The organism is Ralstonia mannitolilytica, from assembly GCF_905397375.1.
Lineage (GTDB): Bacteria > Pseudomonadota > Gammaproteobacteria > Burkholderiales > Burkholderiaceae > Ralstonia > Ralstonia mannitolilytica.
The window spans coordinates 879,754-897,589 of sequence record NZ_CAJPVG010000001.1 but is presented as its reverse complement, the minus strand read 5'-3'; the positions used below and the strand labels follow the sequence as shown (position 1 = coordinate 897,589).

Sequence of the window (17,836 nt, the reverse complement as noted above, 5' to 3'; positions counted from 1 at the left end):
CAGCGGCCAAAAGACAGCGATATTCACCAACGATAATGCTCTCCACCCAACAACCCATCGAACAGCACGAACACGTTGACGTCGCGATCATCGGCGCGGGCCCGTCCGGCGCGGTGGCCGCGGCGTTGCTGCGGCAGGCCGGGCGCAACGCGCTGGTGCTCGAGCGCCAGCATTTTCCGCGCTTCTCCATCGGCGAAAGCCTGTTGCCGCAAAGCATGGCGTACCTCGAGCAGGCGGGCATGCTGCAGGCCGTGGTCGAGGCCGGATTCCAATACAAGAACGGCGCGTATTTCGTGCGTGGCGACAAGCATGCGTCGTTCGACTTTCGCGACAAGCATTCCGCCGGCTGGGGCACCACATACCAGGTCGAACGCGCAGTGTTCGACCAGACGCTGATCCGCTGCGCGGCGGACCAGGGCGCTGAAGTGCGCTTCGGCCACACCGTGCGCGCCATGCAGCCGGGCGACGCTCCCGTGCTGGAGGTCGAGGACGAAGCCGGCAACGCCTATGCCGTGCATGCCGGTTTCGTGCTCGATGCGAGCGGCTTCGGCCGCGTGCTGCCGCGACTGCTGAACCTCGAAGCCCCGACCGGCATGCCGACGCGCGCGGCGCTCTTCACGCATGTGCGCGACGCCCTGCCCGCCGGCAGCACCGACCGCGACAAGATCTGCGTGGCCGTCCACCCTGAGCGCCGCGACGTCTGGTACTGGATGATTCCGCTGGCCAACGGGCGCTCGTCGGTCGGCTGCGTGGCCGAGGCGGGCTTCCTCGATGTGGCGGAAGCCCAGCGCGAAGCAACGCTGCGCAGCCTCATCCGCGCAGAGCCCAACATCGCCGCGCTGATCGGCGATGCGCCGTTCCTGATGCCGGTGCGGCAGATCGGCGGCTATGCGGCCAACGTCGAGCGGCTGTATGGGCCCGGCTATGCGCTGCTCGGCAACGCGGGCGAGTTCCTGGACCCGGTGTTCTCCTCGGGCGTGACGATCGCGCTGCGCTCGGCAGAACTCGCCACGCGCGTGCTGCTGCGCCAGCTCGATGGCGAAACCGTGGACTGGCTCGCCGACTACGACAAGCCGCTGCGCAAGGGCGTGAATACCTTCCGCGCGTTCGTCGACCGCTGGTACACGGGCGAGCTTCAGGACATCATCTTCCACCCGCGGCACTCGCCCGGCATCCGCCGCATGATCAGCGCGATCCTGGCCGGCTATGCGTGGGATGAAACGAATCCGTTCGTGGCCGACCCGGTACGGCGGCTCAATACACTCCATGAAGTCTGCAGAATCGAAGCGGCCTGAGATGCGGGCCCGCGCCAACGGCCGTCCCACGGGCGGATGACGCAGACAGGCTGCGCACCGTGGTCGCCGGAACGGCCATCGCGTGGCCGGTCGTCCTCGGCTGAGCCGTTGCGATCGGACTGGTATTGGGCTGAGCGGCGCGCCTACCGCCCGCGCGCCACCAGATCGTCCACCACCGGCACCACGGCCAGCAGCATCAGGATCGATGCCAGCGGAATCGTTGCCGCATAGCCGAGGTGCTTGAACCCCAGCGCGCCGGCCACGCCGCCCACGAAGAACATTGCCAGCAGCGATGCGAGCAGCCACAGCTTGGGCCGGTTGGCGACCACGGCCGGCAGGTTGTGGTGGCCGTGGTTCCAATACAGCGCCTTGCCGATCTCGATGCCGATATCGGTGGCCAGGCCGGTGACGTGCGTGGTGCGGATCTCCGCCTTCGAGATCTTGGTGATGATGGCGTTCTGCAAGCCCATCAGGAAGCACAGCAGGGCCACGGTGGCCGGCACGAACACCACCCGGTATTGCCCAAGCGACGTGCCCATCAGGCCAAAGAGCAGCAGCAGACCTGCTTCGAGCATCAGGGGCAGGGCAAACTCGCTTTGGGTGCTGCGCCGGCGTCCCCAGTTCACCAGCACAGCCGTACAGGCGGCACCGCAGAGAAACGCCAGCAGCGAAGCCAGTCCGGCGAGCACCAGAACGATGTTGCCGAGCACGAGGTCATCCGCCATCGCGGAAACGATGCCCGACATGTGCGACGTGTATTGCTTGACGGCGAGAAACCCACCTGCGTTGGCAGCGCCCGCGACAAAGGCCAGGCATTGCCCGAGGCGCCGGTTGGCGTCGTCGGAGCGCTTGGGGCTGGTCAGGCGTCGCAGATACTGGATGGGCATACCCAATCCTGGCGGCAGGAGAGGCGACATGATACGCCGCGCCCCACCCTGCCCATCGGCGGCGACTACGGATTGATGTACTGGAACAGCGACATGCCCTGCATCGCCGTGAACGTCTTCTGCGCGGCCTGCAATGACACCTGTTGCTGCGCGAACTGCGAGATGGCGGTGGTGTAGTCCACCGATTGCAGCTTGGCGATCTGCTCCTTCAACTGCTCGCCGTAATTCGAGCCGCTGCTGTTGAGCGTGGTGATCTGCGCCTGCTGCGTGCCCACGGTCACCTGCGCCTGGAGCGCCACCTGGTAGGCGTTGTCCAGATTGCCCTGTGCGGTCTGCACGGCCTTCTGCAGGTTGGCGACGTCGGTGGCCTGCGTGGCGGGGTTGATCGGCGTGGAGAGCGCGGCGATCAGGTTCTCGTACGTTTTGAAGATGCTCTGGTTGGTATTCGGGTTGGCCGGGTCCGTGTTGGCAATGCGTACGAACACCGCGTCGCCCGACACCGAAGTGGGCATCGAGATGTTCTGCGACACCTGGACGGTGGGCGGCTGGCCGGTGCCGACGTACTGCACGCTGCCGCCGGAGCTGACAAACGGGTCGGTCGTGCCGTTGGCGCCGCCAAAGAGGGCCACGCCCGACGCATCGCGCTGGTTGGCGATCGACAGCAGCTGCTGATACTGCTGCTTGACCTGCGCCAGCACGCCAATGCGCTGCGAATCGGTCATCAGCGTGGTGTTGGCGCTCACCAGCGACTGCTTGCCCTGCTGCAGCGTGGTGACCAGGTTGGTGAGCGCAGACGACACGTTGGTCAGGCGCGCATCGGTGGCATCGCGGTTGGCCTGGTACTGATCGTTGGCGTCCTGCGTCTGTTGCAGTTGCACCATCTGGCCATAGGCGGTCGGGTTGTCGCCCGCGCTGTCGAGTGCGATGCCGCTGGAGATCTGCCGCTGCAAGGTGAGCAGGTTCGACTGCGTGTTCTGCATCGAGGCGCTGGACAGCGCGAAGAACTGGGCGGTACTGACTCGCATGATCGGTCCGGGCGGAAGGCTTTAGTGCGTTATCGGCAGGGCTGGGCGGTTCTGCAGTCGGCGGCGACTGTCAGTTGGCGATCGACAGCAGCGAATCGAACAGCGCGTTGGCCGTCTGCATCACCTTGGCGGCGGCCTGGTAGGCCTGCTGGTACTTCATCAGGTTCATCGCCTCGTCATCGAGGTTCACCCCCGAGACCGACTGCTGCTGCGACGTCGAGCTCGCCAGCAACGCCTTCTGCGAAGTCAGGTTCGTGCTGGCCTGGTTGGCCTGCACGCCCACTTGCGTGACGAGGTTGTTCCACGCCGAGCCGAGCGACGTGGTGCCGCCGTCCAGCAGGTTCGCATTGCGCAGCTTGGCCAGCGCGCTGGCATTGCCGTTGTCGGTGCTGTTGGCGGTGTTGGCCGAGATGGAGAACGTGTCGCCGTTGCCAGGCGTGCCCGAGAGCGTCAGCTGCACGCCGTTGAACGCGTACGTGGCGCCTTGGGTATAGGGCGCGGTGCCGCCGGTATAGGTGGTCGACGTGCCGTTGACTGTCACCGTCACGCTGCCCGGAAAGCCGGAAAGCGAGCCGCCCACGGCCGAGCTGTACGTCAGGCTGATCGGCGAGGCAAGCGGTGCGCCGGCATACGTGCTGTCCACGCCGATGGACGACACCGCCGCATTGCCGGTGTTGTTGCTGCCCTGCGTGAGCACCACCGGCGACGCTGCCGCCACGTTGTGATAGTCCGTGGTCAGCGTCTGCATCGTCGAGGCAGCCTGGACGGTCGGGCGCACGAGGAACGAATCGCCGCTGTTCATCGTGCCCGACAGGTTCAGCGTGACGCCGTCGATGGTGGTCGGCCAGCTCGTCACCGTCACGGCACCGGAGCCGTCCGGGTAGTGCGAGACGGTGTAGGCCCCGCCCTGGTACTTGATCTGGTAGTCGTAACCCTGCCCCGCATTGGCATTGGTGATGCTGGCAGTCAGCGTGGCGCTGCCCGTGTTGTTGGCACTGGCGGCCACGCTCGGGCCCGCCACGGAGAAGAGGTCCGTGCCCATCTTGCCGTTGGCGTCCATGCCGAGCTTGTTCTGCGCGTTCACGTCGGCGGCCACGGCGGTGGCCAGGCGGCCCAGGCTGTTCTGCGCCGGGATGAGCGTCTTGTTGCGGAACTCCATCAGGCCGCCCAGCGCGCCGCCGCCCAGCTGGCTGTCGTCGATGTTGACGACGCCAGCCGGGCTCTTGTAGCCCACCGACAGCTGCGTCGGGTCGTACTGCGATGGCACCGCCGTCAACTGATAGCTCTGGTTGCCCTGCACCAGCGCCTGGCCATTGCCCACGTAGATGTTGTACTGACCGTCGCCGGTCTGCACCACGCTGGCCTTGATCGACTGGTTGAGCGTCTGCACGAGCTGGTCGCGCTGGTCACGCAGGTCGTTGGCCGGCTGGCCGGTCGAGCTTTCGGCCTTGGCGATCCGGTCGTTCAGGGCGGCGATCTGCTGCGCGGTGCCGTTGACCGAGCTGATCTGGGTCTGCACCTGCGTGTTGACCTGGCCGCTGAGCGCGTTCATCTGGCCGGCAATCGAGTTGAAGCGGCTTTGCAGGCTGGCGGCTGCGTTCAGGAAGACCTGGCGCGCCGTGGTGTCCGACGGCTTGGAGGCCAGGCCATCGGCCGCGTTGAAGAAGCTCGTCAACGCCGAACTCAACCCGCTGTTCGGGTCGGACATGTACTTGCTGAGGCCCGACACCAGGCTGTTGAGCTGGTCGGCCGCGCTCGTGGCGGCCTGGCCGCTCTGCACCTGGGCGGTCAGGAACTGGTCGTAGATCCGCTTGACGGTGGTCACATTGACCCCCTGCCCCAGATAGCCGACGCCTGCATACAGCGGAACGTTTTCCGTCTGCACCGCTTCCTGGCGCGAATAGCCCGGGGTGTTGGCGTTGGCAATGTTGTTGCCGGTCACCTGCAGGTTGATATCGGCAACCCGCAGGCCGGTCGCGCCAATATTCAAGAGGGAGGTGCTCATCGTTGTCTCGGTGCGGGCAGCAGGACGCCGCCGAAATCAGCTCTAGAAACAACATCGGCCGGCCAAGGACAAACTTGAGCCGGCCGATGCCACCAAATGTGGCGCTTCAATTACATTCACACGATCTGCTTGAGCACCGCCATGATCTTGTGGGCGTAGTTCGGGTCGGTGGCATAGCCGGCGCGCTGCAGCCCCTTGGCGAACGACGCCGCATCGTTGCCGTTGCCGGCCGCCACCACGTGGCTGTAGCGCGGGTTGTTGGCCAGCAGGTTGGCGTAGTCCTTGAACGCCTCGGCATACGAGCTGTAGGCCCGGAACTTCTCCTTGACCTTGCGGGCCACCCCGCCGATGTACTCGGTGGTGGTCACCTCGGCGGTCTTGCCCGTCCACGAACCGCCGGCCTTGATGCCGAAAAGGTTGTGCGTGTTGCTGCCGTCCTTGGCCTTGATTTCGCGGCGGCCCCAGCCCGATTCCAGCGCGGCGTGGCCGATCATGAAGTTGGCCGGGATGCCGGTCTCCTGCGCCGCCTGCGAGGCGTGGCCGATCAGCTTGTTGTAGAAGCTGGCCATGCGGTCGCCGCGCGGCTCCGAAGCCACGCCGGACAGGTCCACCTCCGGCAGCATGTCGGCGGCCTTGCTTTCCGCCTCGGCCTGCTTGCGCAACGCCGCCAGGGCGCGCTCCACGCGCGCCTCGAGGCCGGGGCGCGGCACGGTGCTGATGCCCGAGCCGTCGTCTTCCACTCCAGACGCTGCCGACGCGGCCATGCTGTTGAGCGATGTGCGCGCGATCGCCTTGGCCGCATCAGTGGCCGAACCCGCGGCGCCCGGCAGCGGGGTATTCGTGGCCGTGCTGCTGGACAACGCCGTGTTGACCTTGCCGCCCGCATCCGGATCCACGCGGTTGGCCTGTCGCAGCATCTGCTTGAGCAGCTGGTCGGCCACGCCCACGCCGCGCGAGGCCATCGTCTGCGAAAGCTGCTGGTCGAGCATCGACGTGTACATCTTGGTCGACGACGAATCGAACGGCCCGTTCTGCGGCGATGCATCGCGCATCTGCTTGAGCATCATGTTCACGAAGATCGCGTCGAACTGTTTGGCGACGGTCTTGGCCGCGCCCGTCGGGTCGGTGCGCGCGGTCTGCTTGAGCGATTCGAAGCCGCGCGAATCGAGCGCGAGGCGGGTAGTCAGGTCGGTCGGGTTCATGGCATCACCCCGGCGTTAAATGATTTCCAGGTCGGCGCGCAGCGCATTGGCGGCCTTCATTGCCTGCAGGATCGAGATCAGGTCCTGCGGGTTGGCACCGATCGCGTTGATGGCCTTCACCACGTCGGCCAGGTTGGTGCCGCCCTTGACGTTGATGAGGCTGCCGCCCTGCTGCTTGACCTCGATGTTCGAGCGCGCGCCCGCCACCGTCTGCCCTTGCGAGAACGGCGCCGGCTGGCTCACCACCGGCTCGGTGCTGATGGTGACCGACAGGTTGCCGTGCGCCACCGCGCAGGGCTCGAGCTTGACGAGCTGGTTCATCACCACCGAGCCCGTGCGCGCGTTGACGACCACGCGGGCCGCTGCCAGTGCAGGCGTCACTTCAATGTTCTGCAGCTTCGCCACAAACCCGACGCGGTCCGACGCCAGGGCCGGCGCACGCACGTTGATCGTGCGGCCGTCCGCGGCCTGGGCCGTGTCGGCGCCGAACTGCTTGTTGATGGCGTTGACGATGTTCTGCACGGTGCCGAAGTCCGTCGTGCCGGTGTCGAGCTGGATGCTGCCCGCTTCGCCAACCGTGGCCGCCACGGCGCGCTCGACCGTCGCCCCGTTGGCGATGCGGCCGGCGCCGAGCTGGTTGATCTGCACCTTGCTGCCGTTGGCCGACGCGCCCGCGCCACCGATCACCACGTTGCCCTGCGCCAGCGCGTAGAGCTGGCCGTCCACGCCCTTGAGCGGCGTGAGCAGCAGCGTGCCGCCGCGCAGGCTCTTGGCGTTGCCGATGGACGAGACAGTCACGTCAATCGTCTGGCCAGGCCGCACGAAGGCCGGCAGCGTGGCCGTCACCACCACCGCGGCCGTGTTCTTGAGCTGGATGCTGGCGCCCGGCGGCACGTTGATGCCGAACTGCGTGAGCATGTTGTTGAAGCTCTGGATCGTGAACGGCGTCTGCGTGGTCTGGTCGCCGCTGCCATCCAGGCCGACGACGAGGCCATAGCCGATCAGCGCATTCTCGCGCACGCCGGCAATCGTGGTCAGATCCTTGATGCGGTCGGCGTGCGCCGTGCCAGCCAGAGAAGCGAGGGCGATCAGCGCGGCGCCAAAGAGTCGTTGCAATGTCATGGCGAGGCCCCTCAGAACGGCGACACAGTGAGGAAGAACCGCGACAGCCAGCCCATCTGCTGGGCCTCGGCCACATAGCCGGTACCGCGGTATTCCATGCGTGCGTCCGCCACCTGGGTCGACAGCACGGTGTTCTGGTTGTTGACGGTGGTCGGGTTGACCACACCCGAGAACTTGATCGACTCGGTGCCCTGGCCCACGGCCATCTGCTTCTCGCCGCTCACCACGAGGTTGCCGTTGGACAGCACCTCGACCACCGTCACCGTGATCGTGGCGGTGAAGTTGTTCTGCGCGCCATTGGCGCCCTTGCTGTCGAACTTGTTGGCGTCGCTGGCCGACACGCCCAGCAGCGACAGCACACCGGCGTTCATGCCGGCAAGCGTGGGCACCGAAGCGCTCATGCTGCCGGTGCGGTTGACGCTGCCCGAGGTCTGCTTGCTGGCGGCCGTGTTCTCGGTGATCACGATGGTGATGGTGTCGCCCACCATGTGCGCGCGACGGTCTTCGAACATGCCGCGAAAACCGCCGCTGCCCGAGGCCACTTCCTGATAGATCGCCCCGTTCTGGCGCGGCGCCATCACCGGCATCGGCGGCCGCGCCGTGGTCGGACCCTGCACGATCGGCGCGGGTGGCGGCAGCATGCCGCATGCGGTCGTCAGCAAAGCAGCGCCGCCAAGCAGAGCGAGGCGAACCAGGCTCGCGACACGAACCCACTCCCGCAGACTCAAGCGGGAGGCCGCCATGTCGGGCGCGCCCTTCTCTGCTTCCTTGCGCTGGCAAGACAAAGACAGGGCGTCGCCCCCGGCAGGGGGTGAAACAGGCAATACACCAACAGCACGAGGATCAACCGGGGGGGTTCGCATCACATCACTTCCTAAAGCGGCACTGTCCAGCTTAGAGCTGCGACAGCTTTTCCAGCATCTGATCGGACGTCTGCACCGACTTGCTGTTGATCTCGTACGCGCGCTGCGTCTGGATCATGTTCACCATCTCTTCCACCACGTTCACGTTGGACGTTTCGACGTAGTTCTGGTTGAGCGCGCCGATGCCGTTCGAGCCCGGGTTGGCCAGGTTGGCCGTGCCGGAGGCTTCGGTTTCCGCATACAGGTTCTCGCCCAGGCTGCGCAGGCCGGCCGGGTTGATGAAGTTGGCGAGCTGGAACGTACCGACCTGTGTGTTGTTGACCGAGCCCGGCGTGGTGACCGTCACCACGCCATCCTTGCCGATGGTCAGGCTGGTGGCGTTCTGCGGCACGGTAATCGCCGGCTGGACCGGATAGCCGCTCGACGTCACGAGCTGGCCTTGCGCGTTGATCTGGAAGCTGCCGTCACGCGTGTAGGCCAGCGTGCCGTCCGGCATCTGCACCTGGAAGAAGCCGTTGCCGTTGATGGCCACGTCGGTCGAGTTGCCGGTCTGCTGCAGGTTGCCCTGCGTGTGCAGGCGCTCGGTGGCGACAATGCGCACGCCCGTGCCGATCTGCATGCCCGAGGGCAGCGTCGTCTGCTGCGACGACTGCGCGCCCGGCTCGCGCACGTTCTGGTACAGCAAGTCCTCGAACACGGCGCGCGAGCGCTTGAAGCCCGTCGTGTTGACGTTCGCCAGGTTGTTGGAGATGACGTCCAGCTGCGATTGCTGTGCGTCCATCCCGGTCTTGGAAATCCACAGGGAGCGAATCATGTTCGAGTCCTTGGTTGATTCAATTCAATACGCCGCCGCTCAGGCGTGGCGCAGCAGTTCGTTGGCCGATTGCGCGTTCGTGTCGCTCGTGTGCAGCGACTTCATCTGCATCTCGAGCTGGCGCGAAATCTCGATCATGTTGACCAGCGAGTCGGTCAGGTTGACGTTGCTGCCTTCCAGCGCCCCGCCGGTGATGCGCACGCGCTCGTCCACGGCGGCGTCCTGGCCGTCGCGCTGGCGGAACAGGCCATCGGCGCCTCGGTCGATGTTCGACGGGTCGATGCTCACCAGCTTCAGGCGCCCGAGCGCCACGGGCGGCGTGCGGTTGTCTGCGCTGATAGCGTTGACGGTCCCGTCCTTGGCGAACTGCACCGTGGTGTCGGGCGGCAACGTGATCGGGCCGCCGTCGCCCAGCACGGGCTGGCCCGAGAGCGTCTGGATCGTGCCGTCCGCGCCGAGCTGGAACGTGCCGGCACGGGTGTAGGCCTCGCCGCCGTCGGGCGTCTGTACGGCAAAGAAGCCGGGGCCGTCGATCGCCACGTCCAGGCTGCGGCCCGTGGTCTCGATGGGACCGGGCGAGAGGTCCGTGCCGATGGCAGAAGCCATCACGTACGCGCGCGTCGGCGAGCCGTCGCCTTCCACACCGACCGTATGGAACGCATCGATCTGCGCCTTGAAGCCGGTAGTGCTGGCGTTCGCAAGATTGTTGGCGCTGGCGGCCTGCTGGTCGAACAGGTGCTTCACGCCGGTCATCGATACGTAGATCGAGCGATCCATGCGAGGCTCCTAATTACATGCTCACCAGCGTCTGCAGGATGGTGTCCTGCGTCTTGATGGTCTGCGCGTTGGCCTGGTACGAGCGCTGGGCGATGATCATGTTCACCAGCTCCTGGCTCAGGTCCACGTTCGATTGCTCCACCGCCGACGACTGCAGCAGGCCGAACGAGCCCATGCCCGGCGTACCCAGGTTCGGGGCGCCCGAGTTGGATGTTTCCACCCACTGATTGCCGCCGATGTTCTGCAGGCCTTCCGGGGCCTTGAAGTTGGCCATGGCAACCTGGCCCAGCGTGGCCGTACGGCCATTGGAATAGCGCGCCGTGATGACGCCGTCCGTGCCGACCGAATAGCTCGCCAGGCGGCCCGTGGCGTAACCATCCTGCGTCACGCCCGGGGCGGTGTCGTTATAGCCGCCGCCGTATTGCGTCGTGCCCGTGAAATCCATGCTGGCGATGCTCATGCCAGCAAACGCCACGCTGATCTTGCTCGGCGTGGAGGTCAGCTGGCCGTTGCCGTTGAAGGTTAGCGAGGTCACCGGGTTGCCGCCGGTGGGGTTGTTGCCGTCCACCTGCGAGTAGACATCCCAGCCGGTGGCGGTGCGCACGTAGTAGTTGGTCAGCATGTGCGCGGTGCCCGTGCCGTCGTACACCTGCTCCGAAACGGAATGGTTGAACGTGGCCGAGTTGGTGGGCGAGAACGGCGTGGTCGTCGGCGGCGTGGCGGCGGCGTCCAGGTTGATGCCGAACGCGGTGTTCGTGGTCGCCAGCGGTGCCAGGTCGTTGACGGGAATCTGCAGGTTGGTCAGCACGGCGGTGTTGACCTTGCCGGTGGAGTCCACACCGTAGCCCGTCAGGTTCTGGCCGGTGGCCGAGATGATGAAGCCGTTCTTGTCGGTCTGGAACTGGCCGTTACGCGAGTACGACACCTGGCCGCTGGACGCGTCGACCAGGCGGTAGAAGCCCGTGCCGTTGATGGCGATGTCCAGCGGGTTGCCGGTGATGGTCACGTTGCCCTGCGTGAACGACTGCGACACCTTGGTCACGTTCACGCCCTGGCCGACCTGGTTGTCGGTTGCGCCCACCAGCGAGCGGGCATAGACGTCGCCGAATTCGGCGGTCGACTTCTTGTAGCCGACGGTGTTGGCGTTGGCCACGTTGCTGCCGATGACGTCGAGGTTCTTGGACGCGGCGTCCAGACCGCTCAGGCCTTGCTGGAATCCCATAGTGTTCTCCCGTGGAAGATGAAAAGCGCGGGGCCGTCCCCGTTGCTGATCGGTGATGCGTTACTGAATGGAAGCAACGTCCGACAGCCGCGCCGTCGCGCCGGAGGCGAGCACCAGCTGCATCGTGCCGTTGTTGATCGTCACACCTGCCACCTTGTCCAGGCCCAGTGCGTTGGCCGTGGTGGTCTTGCCGCCCAGCGTCGCCGACACCTTGATGCTGTAGGCGCCGTCGGCAAGCTGGTTGCCCTTGTCGTCCTTGCCGTTCCAGGTGTAGTTGCCGCTGCCGGCAGTCATCTGGCCGAGGTCCACCGTGCGCACCGCCACGCCGGCGGCGTTGGTGATGGTGACGACGACATCGTCCGCGCCGTTGGGCACCGAGACCCCGAAGTTGGCGGCGCCCGACGACAGCGTCAGGGTGCTCGTCGGCACCTGCACGGTGCGGCCGATCATCGACGAGGCCTGCGTGGCCGCGTTCTGCGTCAGCATGCTCGACATCGTGGTGTTCAACTGCTGGATGCCGTTGACCGTGTTGATCTGCGCCAGCTGCGAGGTCATCTGCGAGTTGTCCATCGGGTTGAGCGGATCCTGGTTCTGGAGCTGCGCCACCAGCAGCTTCATGAACGTGTTCTGCAGATCGCTGCCGTTGGTGATGGCCAGCTGGTTGCCGGTGGTGGTACTGGTCGTGCTTGTGGTGCTGCTGGTGGAGTTGACGGTCATGTTGGTCTCTTGTGTATCGGGCGCCCGTTGACAGCGCTTACTGGCCCAGGGTGAGGGCCTTGGAGGCCATCGTCTTGGTGGTGTTGGCGACTTCCACGTTGGCCTGGTACGAGCGCGAGGCGGAAATCATGTTCACCATCTCGTCCACCACGTCCACGTTGGGCATGGTCACGTAACCGTCGGCATCGGCCAGCGGGTTTCCCGGCTGGTGCATGCGCTTCATGGGCGTGACGGTGTCTTCGACCACGCGGTCGACCGACACGCCGGTGGCGTAGTCGTCAGACTCCTGCGCGGGCGAAAACACCACCTGCTTGGCGCGGTAGGGTGTGCCGTTCGGGCCGGTCACGCTCTCGGCGTTGGCCAGGTTGGAGGCCACCACGTTCATGCGCTTGGACTGCGCGGTGAGCGCGCTGCCAGCCACATCCATCACCTTGAATAGCGACATGTCGATTCCGCTGTCTTTGAAACTGTTGTCGGATCAGATCCGCTGTTTGTGTGGGCGCTCTCCGGGCCAGCACCTTGCCGGCCCGGGGCGCCGCATCACTCCCGCCCCTCTTTCGCCGCGCGTCACAACCCGCGCGGTCGTCCTGCAACGTTGCCGTGCTAGCTGCTCTGGATGGCGGCCAGCATCGACTTGATCTTCTGCGTCACGATGCTCAGGTCGGCCTCGTAACGCACGGTGTTGTCGGCAAAGCGCATGCGCTCGCCGTCCATGTCGACCGTGTTGCCGTCGATGGACGGCTGCTGCGACGTGCGGTACTGCACTTCGCCCTGCAGCGCCTTGGTCTGTTGCGACAGCGATGCCTGCATCGGTGTCACCTCGCCGGCGGGCGCACCGTTGACGTTCAGGTGGCCGGCCGCCGTGGCGGTCATCGGCAGGGCGTTGCCGCTGTGCTGGCCGACCGCCTTCTGCAGCGCAGACTGAAAATCGAAATCGCGCGCCTTGAAGTTGGGCGTATCGGCATTGGCGATGTTCGAGGCCAGGATCTGGTGCCGCTGCGAACGCAGCCGCAGCGCCTGCTCCTGAAAACCGAACAACTGATCCAGCTTGTCGACCATGTGTGTGTTCCGTGTTCCGTGGGATGGAGAACGCGGCATCGGCAGCCCCTTCAAAACCGCCGATGCCGTCTCCAAACCGCTGTATTGCTGAGTTGCCGTCATGCAGCCTCAGTGGCAAAGGCCTGCCTGCGGGCCCGACGCCGGCCGGGAAAACCAGGCACCGGAGCAGGTTGCACGGTCCGGCTGCACAGCCGCCGCGCAACGCCAGGGACTTCACCACGTTGCAAAGTCTAGGGGCCGATGCGCAACCGCATTCGTCTGAATAAGGGGGGGATTGGCCGACATTTCCGGATTTGGCGCCCCCGCGCGCGTGGCTACACTCCACTGGACTTTTGATGGAGGCTTGCCATGCCACAGCGGTTTGCACGTGAGGCAGATCACCCGACTTTCGCGACGGCGCGGCGCGCGCGGGCCGCGGCCATGCCGCCGGCCGCCGGGCGACGCCTGCTGCTGGTGATCCTCGCGCTGGGGCTGCTGGCCGGCCTCGTGCGCCCGATGCCGGCGCACGGGCAGGGCATGATGCGCGTGGGGTATGCGCCCGCCGCAGCCGCCATGCCGGGGGCGTCGCAAGCCGGCCAGCCCACCGCCATCCAGGGCCCGAACGCCATCCAGATGCAGATCCAGCAGCAGTTGCAGTCGCAACTGGACATCCTGGGCGGCACGAACGAAACCGGTGCGCCGCGCGCATCGGTCGAAGTCGGCCCGGTCGACCCGCGCGTCGCCAACCAGCCGTGCGACCAGATCGACCTGATGCTGCCCGCGGCCAACCGCCTGCGCGGCCGTATACAAGTGGGCGTGCGCTGCCGCTCGCCGCACGCCTGGGCGGCGTGGGTGCCGGCCACCATCCAGATCACAGGGACGTACTACGTGGCCGCCCGCGCCTTGCCCCCGGGCAAGACCCTCGACATGAGCGACCTGGAAGCCCGCACCGGCGATCTGTCGATGCTGCCGCCGTCGGTCGTGCAGCAACCCGCCGACGTGGTCGGCCGCGTGCTGCTCACGAGCGTGGCCGCCAGCCAGCCGCTGCGCGCCGAAAGCCTGCGCTTGCCGGTCGCCGTGCAGGCCGGCCAGACCGTCAAGCTGGTTGCCGAGGGTGGCGGATTCCAGGTCACGAGCGACGGCCGGGCGCTGAACCAGGCCGCAGTCGGCCAGGTGGCGCAGGTGCGTACCGCCAACGGCAACGTCGTTTCGGGCATCGCGCAGTCGGCGGGCGTGGTGGCCATCCAGTTCTGACCCGAGAATTGCGATTGCTCGATCACTTTGAAACTGCAAAGCGACGTGCAGTACGCCCGCTAAAGTTTGGGGCGGGGTTGGCCGATATGGGTGTTAGGATGAACGCGCTCTTCGGAGACACCCGTGAAAATCAACCATATCGTCAACAACGCCCCGGCGATTGCGCCGACCAAGGACACTGCGTCCGGGTCGACGCGTGCCGCTGGCTCGCATGCCGCCAGCACGGCAGCGGCGGGCACGGCGCGCCACACCGGCGATGCGCCGTCGCTGTCAGTCCAACAGGTCTCGCGCCAGGTGGGCAGCGGCGACTTCGATGCCGCGCGCGTCGAGCAGATCCGCCATGCCATCCAGAACGGCACGCTGAAGATGGACGCCGGCAAGATCGCCGATGCGGCGCTTTCCGACGCCCAGTCGCTGCTCTCGGCACAAAGCAAAAAGGCCTGACGGGACACTCCCGTCGCGCCTCCTCCAACCCTGAAGACGCCGCCGGCCCCTGGCCGCACGCGGTGGGGCGGTGTGCCGGCCGGCGGCTGCCCAAGCTGAGGTCGCCTCGCCCATGGACAACACACTGCTGATCCGCACCCTGGCCGACGAGCAGGAACTGCTGCGCGCCGCCAACCAGACCCTGGAAGCCGAAGCGCAGGCGTTGCGCGACGGCGACATGGTCGAACTCGAGCGCATTACCCAGACCAAGCACCAGCAGCTCACCGCCCTCGGCGCAGCCGACCGTGAACGCCGCCTCTGGTGGGCGCAACACGGCGGCGCCGATCCGTACGGGCTGGTCAAATACCTGCGCACCGACGAAGCCGCCAGCCGCCTGTTCGACGAAAACCTGGCCCTGGCCCGCACGCTGCGCCAGCGCAACCTCGACAACGGCGTCCTCATCGACCTGCGCCTGCGTGCCACGCAGAACGCGCTGCAAGTCCTGCACGCTGCCAACAACGGCGGCGGCACACCCTATGGCCGCGACGGCAAGCAACCGCTCTCGATGCCGCGCTTCTCGGTCGTTGCCGAATAGGTGCCACCCGCCTGCCGTTTCCTCGCCTGACGGCCCGCGAACGCTGCTTGACGTTTACGTCAATGGGCATGAAGTGGGGCTGGCTGCCGCCGTCCGATCCTGATATCTATAAGGGGTCTGGCACACCGCCGATCGGGATAAGCAAAAAGGTTTACATCCGATTGATGGGTGCAACAAGCATGCTGGGGATTTATTCTGCGATTTTTGGCGGGGTTAATCCTCCGCGCCTGGCGACATAAAGAAGCAAAAAACCGGGAGGGAAATTGCGCCTGATTGGCGCGCCAAGGTTTCGGCCCGGCGGCACCGCTGCGTGGTGACTGCCGGTTGAACGGGGAAATATACCGAAGCCGCGCGCCATTGCGTTTCCACAAGCCCGTTTGCATTGATTTTGGATCCCGCCGATCCAAATCCGCGCAGCGACGGCGATTCCGGGAAATGGGAAAAACAACCATAACCAGACAGGCGGCGCAGTGAAATCAATCGTAGTAGAGGCACACCCGTTGGTGCGTGCCGGCGCGACTCACGTCTTGCAATCCTTGCCGGCCATTTCCGAGGTTGTCAGCGTCGAACCGGACGAAGACCTTTTTGAAAACCTCGCGGCGCATGCGGACGCCGAACTCGCCCTGATCGGCCTGCCGCTGCCGGGCATCGACGATCTGCCGGCGCTCTCGCGGTTGCTCCAGCAGCCGCATCCGCGGCATGTCGCCGTACTGAGCGAAAACGATTCGGTTGCGCACGTGCGCGCGCTCATGCAATTGAATGTTTCGGCCTATCTGCTGAAAAGCTATTCCGGCAAATTGATCGGGGCGGCACTCGAACTCGTGCTGGCCGGTGGCCGTTATGTGCCTGCGTCCGTCGTGTTGGCCCGGCCCGAAACCATTGCGGCCGGCGCGCCCCGGGGCCATGACGACTGCGCATTGCTCGGACTCACGCAGCGCCAATACGAGATACTCGTTCTGCTTTCCCGCGGCCATCCGGTCAAAACCATCAGCCGCATGCTGAATATCTCGGAGGCGACCACGAAAGCGCATATCAATGCGCTTTATCGGCGGCTCGAAGTGCGCAGCCGTACCGAAGCCGTGTTCGTCGCCACGCAGCGCGGCGCCATGTTGCTGAACGGTCCGCAGGTCGGCGCAGAAACGCCGCTGCGCCTGGCACGCACCGGCTGACACCGTCTTCCTTCGCGCATAAAAAACGGCGCCCACATCGGGGCGCCGCTGGAATATCCCGCCCACGCTGTCGACACGCGGGCGGCAGATGACAAGAAAAGCGAGACGACTCCGCTCAGAACTTCGCGCGGATGCCCACGCCGAACGTGTCGGCCGAGCTCAGGTCCGACACCTTGTCGCGGAAATACGCGGCATACACGTCGGTGCGCTTGGACAGCGCGTAGTCGTACCCCACCGCCCACGTATTGCGCTTCACGTCCACTGCACCGCTGGTTTTCGTGTACGCGTACGACGCGAGGATGCTGCCCGGGCCGACCGGGATCGACACGCCGAGCTGGCCGCCGTTGCTCTTGGCGTCGCCCGTGTTGATCGTGTTCTTGATGTACTGGTACTGGCCGTACAGCTTGACCACGCCAAAGTCGTATGTCGCCCCCAGCTGCGCAGCCGTCTGGCGCGAGAAGCCCGTCACCAGGGCGTTCAGGTCGCCGGGGCTCGCATCGAAGCGCACCTGCTGGAACGCCGCCGTGGCCGCGAAGTTGCCGTGGAAGTACAGGAAGTTGCCGCCCCACTTGTTCTGGCCGTTGTGGCCGGCCTGCTCGCCTGCCCCGTAGATGAAGTTGCCGGTCAGCCCGTTGAAATCGGGCGTGGAATACATGATCGAGTTGTCCCAGCCCGAATCGCCCACCAGGCCCGAAATACCGGCGGTGCCCGTACGGCCGTTGCCGAGGTAGGTGTGGAACACCATCGGCGAGAACGTATACGAATCGATGAACGGGTTGAAGAGAATCGTCGAGACGAAATACGGCGGGGTGTTGCGGCCGAGCTTGATCGAGCCCCACGTGTTCGACTGCAGGCCCACGAAGGCATTGCGGGCAAAGAAGTGGTCCCCGTCAAAGCGACCGACCTTGCCGGTGTCGGGACGGAAGAACGCTTCGAGCGTGAAGATCGCCTTCAGGCCGTTGCCCAGGTCTTCGCTGCCCTTCATGCCCCAGTACGACGTCGACATGCCACCCGAATTGACGCCCCAGGCGCGATCGGATGCGCCGAGGTTCTTGGTTGCGCCGGCCCAGGCGTCCACCTGGCCGTAGAGCATGACGGACGACTGTGCCTGCGCTGCGCCGGCGGCAAGGCTGGCGGCGGCGGTCAGGCCCGCCGCGGCCACCTTGAAACGTCGCTTGAGTTGCATCGTTGATTTCTCCCTCTTGTGGTTCCGTTGTGTTGAATCGACTTCGCGCGGCAGGCGGCTCAACCTGCCCCGCTGAGACGGCGCGAACGAATGCAACAGCCGTGCCAATACCGTGACGGCGGCCGGGATGTCACAAATCAATGCGTTGCGCGGGAAGGGGCGCAGACTAGCTTGAATACCCGTGGCAGACAAGTCCCAACGCAGGGGTGTGTGGCGCGGATTCTGCACCGTGCTGGCGCAAG

The 17,836-nt window shown here is 65.7% G+C and carries 18 protein-coding genes; 5 read left to right on the top strand and 13 right to left on the bottom strand.

Going from position 1 to position 17,836, the window contains the following annotated elements; all coding sequences use genetic code 11:
* Positions 1 to 35 precede the first annotated feature (35 nt).
* Positions 36 to 1,295: an NAD(P)/FAD-dependent oxidoreductase gene (locus KHN96_RS03955; protein ID WP_062738098.1), complete on the top strand. Its 1,260-nt coding sequence runs from the start codon at positions 36 to 38 to the stop codon at positions 1,293 to 1,295.
* Between the two features lie 143 nt (positions 1,296 to 1,438).
* Here the strand turns inward: KHN96_RS03955 and KHN96_RS03950 are convergent, their stop codons facing one another.
* The 12 genes from KHN96_RS03950 to flgB form a co-directional block, all read right to left on the bottom strand.
* Positions 1,439 to 2,182 (bottom strand): YoaK family protein, encoded by a 744-nt coding sequence (locus KHN96_RS03950; RefSeq protein WP_062738097.1) that lies wholly within the window; start codon positions 2,180 to 2,182, stop codon positions 1,439 to 1,441.
* Positions 2,183 to 2,247: 65 nt separating this feature from the next.
* Entirely contained in the window at positions 2,248 to 3,207 is a 960-nt protein-coding gene (flgL, locus tag KHN96_RS03945) for a flagellar hook-associated protein FlgL (RefSeq protein WP_045218733.1), read from the bottom strand.
* 70 nt (positions 3,208 to 3,277) lie between these two features.
* The gene (gene flgK, locus KHN96_RS03940; RefSeq protein WP_045218734.1) at positions 3,278 to 5,212 is read right to left on the bottom strand and encodes a flagellar hook-associated protein FlgK; all 1,935 of its coding nucleotides are present in this window, start codon (positions 5,210 to 5,212) and stop codon (positions 3,278 to 3,280) included.
* A gap of 116 nt (positions 5,213 to 5,328) precedes the next feature.
* Positions 5,329 to 6,414, bottom strand: a complete 1,086-nt coding sequence (gene flgJ / locus KHN96_RS03935) for a flagellar assembly peptidoglycan hydrolase FlgJ (protein ID WP_062738096.1) — start codon at positions 6,412 to 6,414, stop codon at positions 5,329 to 5,331.
* A gap of 15 nt (positions 6,415 to 6,429) precedes the next feature.
* Positions 6,430 to 7,536 (bottom strand): flagellar basal body P-ring protein FlgI, encoded by a 1,107-nt coding sequence (locus KHN96_RS03930; protein ID WP_045218738.1) that lies wholly within the window; start codon positions 7,534 to 7,536, stop codon positions 6,430 to 6,432.
* Between the two features lie 11 nt (positions 7,537 to 7,547).
* On the bottom strand, positions 7,548 to 8,279 hold the full coding sequence (locus KHN96_RS03925; protein WP_062738095.1) for a flagellar basal body L-ring protein FlgH: 732 nt from the start codon (positions 8,277 to 8,279) through the stop codon (positions 7,548 to 7,550).
* A gap of 151 nt (positions 8,280 to 8,430) precedes the next feature.
* A complete protein-coding gene (gene flgG / locus KHN96_RS03920) occupies positions 8,431 to 9,213 on the bottom strand; it encodes a flagellar basal-body rod protein FlgG (RefSeq protein WP_045218743.1) in 783 nt (260 codons plus the stop codon).
* Positions 9,214 to 9,252: 39 nt separating this feature from the next.
* The gene (gene flgF, locus KHN96_RS03915; protein WP_045218745.1) at positions 9,253 to 9,990 is read right to left on the bottom strand and encodes a flagellar basal-body rod protein FlgF; all 738 of its coding nucleotides are present in this window, start codon (positions 9,988 to 9,990) and stop codon (positions 9,253 to 9,255) included.
* A gap of 13 nt (positions 9,991 to 10,003) precedes the next feature.
* The gene (flgE, locus tag KHN96_RS03910; RefSeq protein WP_045218747.1) at positions 10,004 to 11,212 is read right to left on the bottom strand and encodes a flagellar hook protein FlgE; all 1,209 of its coding nucleotides are present in this window, start codon (positions 11,210 to 11,212) and stop codon (positions 10,004 to 10,006) included.
* 60 nt (positions 11,213 to 11,272) lie between these two features.
* Complete coding sequence (locus tag KHN96_RS03905) at positions 11,273 to 11,929, bottom strand: flagellar hook assembly protein FlgD (RefSeq protein ID WP_062738094.1); 657 nt, start codon at positions 11,927 to 11,929, stop codon at positions 11,273 to 11,275.
* 37 nt (positions 11,930 to 11,966) lie between these two features.
* Positions 11,967 to 12,374, bottom strand: coding sequence for a flagellar basal body rod protein FlgC (gene flgC, locus KHN96_RS03900; RefSeq protein ID WP_045218750.1), 408 nt, complete (start codon positions 12,372 to 12,374; stop codon positions 11,967 to 11,969).
* Between the two features lie 158 nt (positions 12,375 to 12,532).
* Positions 12,533 to 12,988, bottom strand: coding sequence for a flagellar basal body rod protein FlgB (gene flgB / locus KHN96_RS03895; RefSeq protein ID WP_045218751.1), 456 nt, complete (start codon positions 12,986 to 12,988; stop codon positions 12,533 to 12,535).
* A 348-nt stretch (positions 12,989 to 13,336) separates the two neighbouring features.
* On the opposite strand from flgB, the gene flgA reads away from it, so the two are divergent.
* The 4 genes from flgA to KHN96_RS03875 all read left to right on the top strand — a co-directional run bounded on the left by flgA (position 13,337) and on the right by KHN96_RS03875 (position 16,408).
* Positions 13,337 to 14,221, top strand: coding sequence for a flagellar basal body P-ring formation chaperone FlgA (gene flgA, locus KHN96_RS03890; protein WP_045218753.1), 885 nt, complete (start codon positions 13,337 to 13,339; stop codon positions 14,219 to 14,221).
* Between the two features lie 123 nt (positions 14,222 to 14,344).
* Positions 14,345 to 14,665, top strand: a complete 321-nt coding sequence (gene flgM, locus KHN96_RS03885; protein WP_045218755.1) for a flagellar biosynthesis anti-sigma factor FlgM — start codon at positions 14,345 to 14,347, stop codon at positions 14,663 to 14,665.
* Positions 14,666 to 14,777: 112 nt separating this feature from the next.
* Complete coding sequence (locus tag KHN96_RS03880) at positions 14,778 to 15,239, top strand: flagella synthesis protein FlgN (protein WP_045218757.1); 462 nt, start codon at positions 14,778 to 14,780, stop codon at positions 15,237 to 15,239.
* A 470-nt stretch (positions 15,240 to 15,709) separates the two neighbouring features.
* Positions 15,710 to 16,408, top strand: coding sequence for a LuxR C-terminal-related transcriptional regulator (locus KHN96_RS03875; RefSeq protein WP_082062864.1), 699 nt, complete (start codon positions 15,710 to 15,712; stop codon positions 16,406 to 16,408).
* Positions 16,409 to 16,523: 115 nt separating this feature from the next.
* On the opposite strand, the gene KHN96_RS03870 is transcribed toward KHN96_RS03875, so the two are convergent.
* A complete protein-coding gene (locus KHN96_RS03870; protein ID WP_062738093.1) occupies positions 16,524 to 17,594 on the bottom strand; it encodes a porin in 1,071 nt (356 codons plus the stop codon).
* Positions 17,595 to 17,836 lie beyond the last annotated feature (242 nt).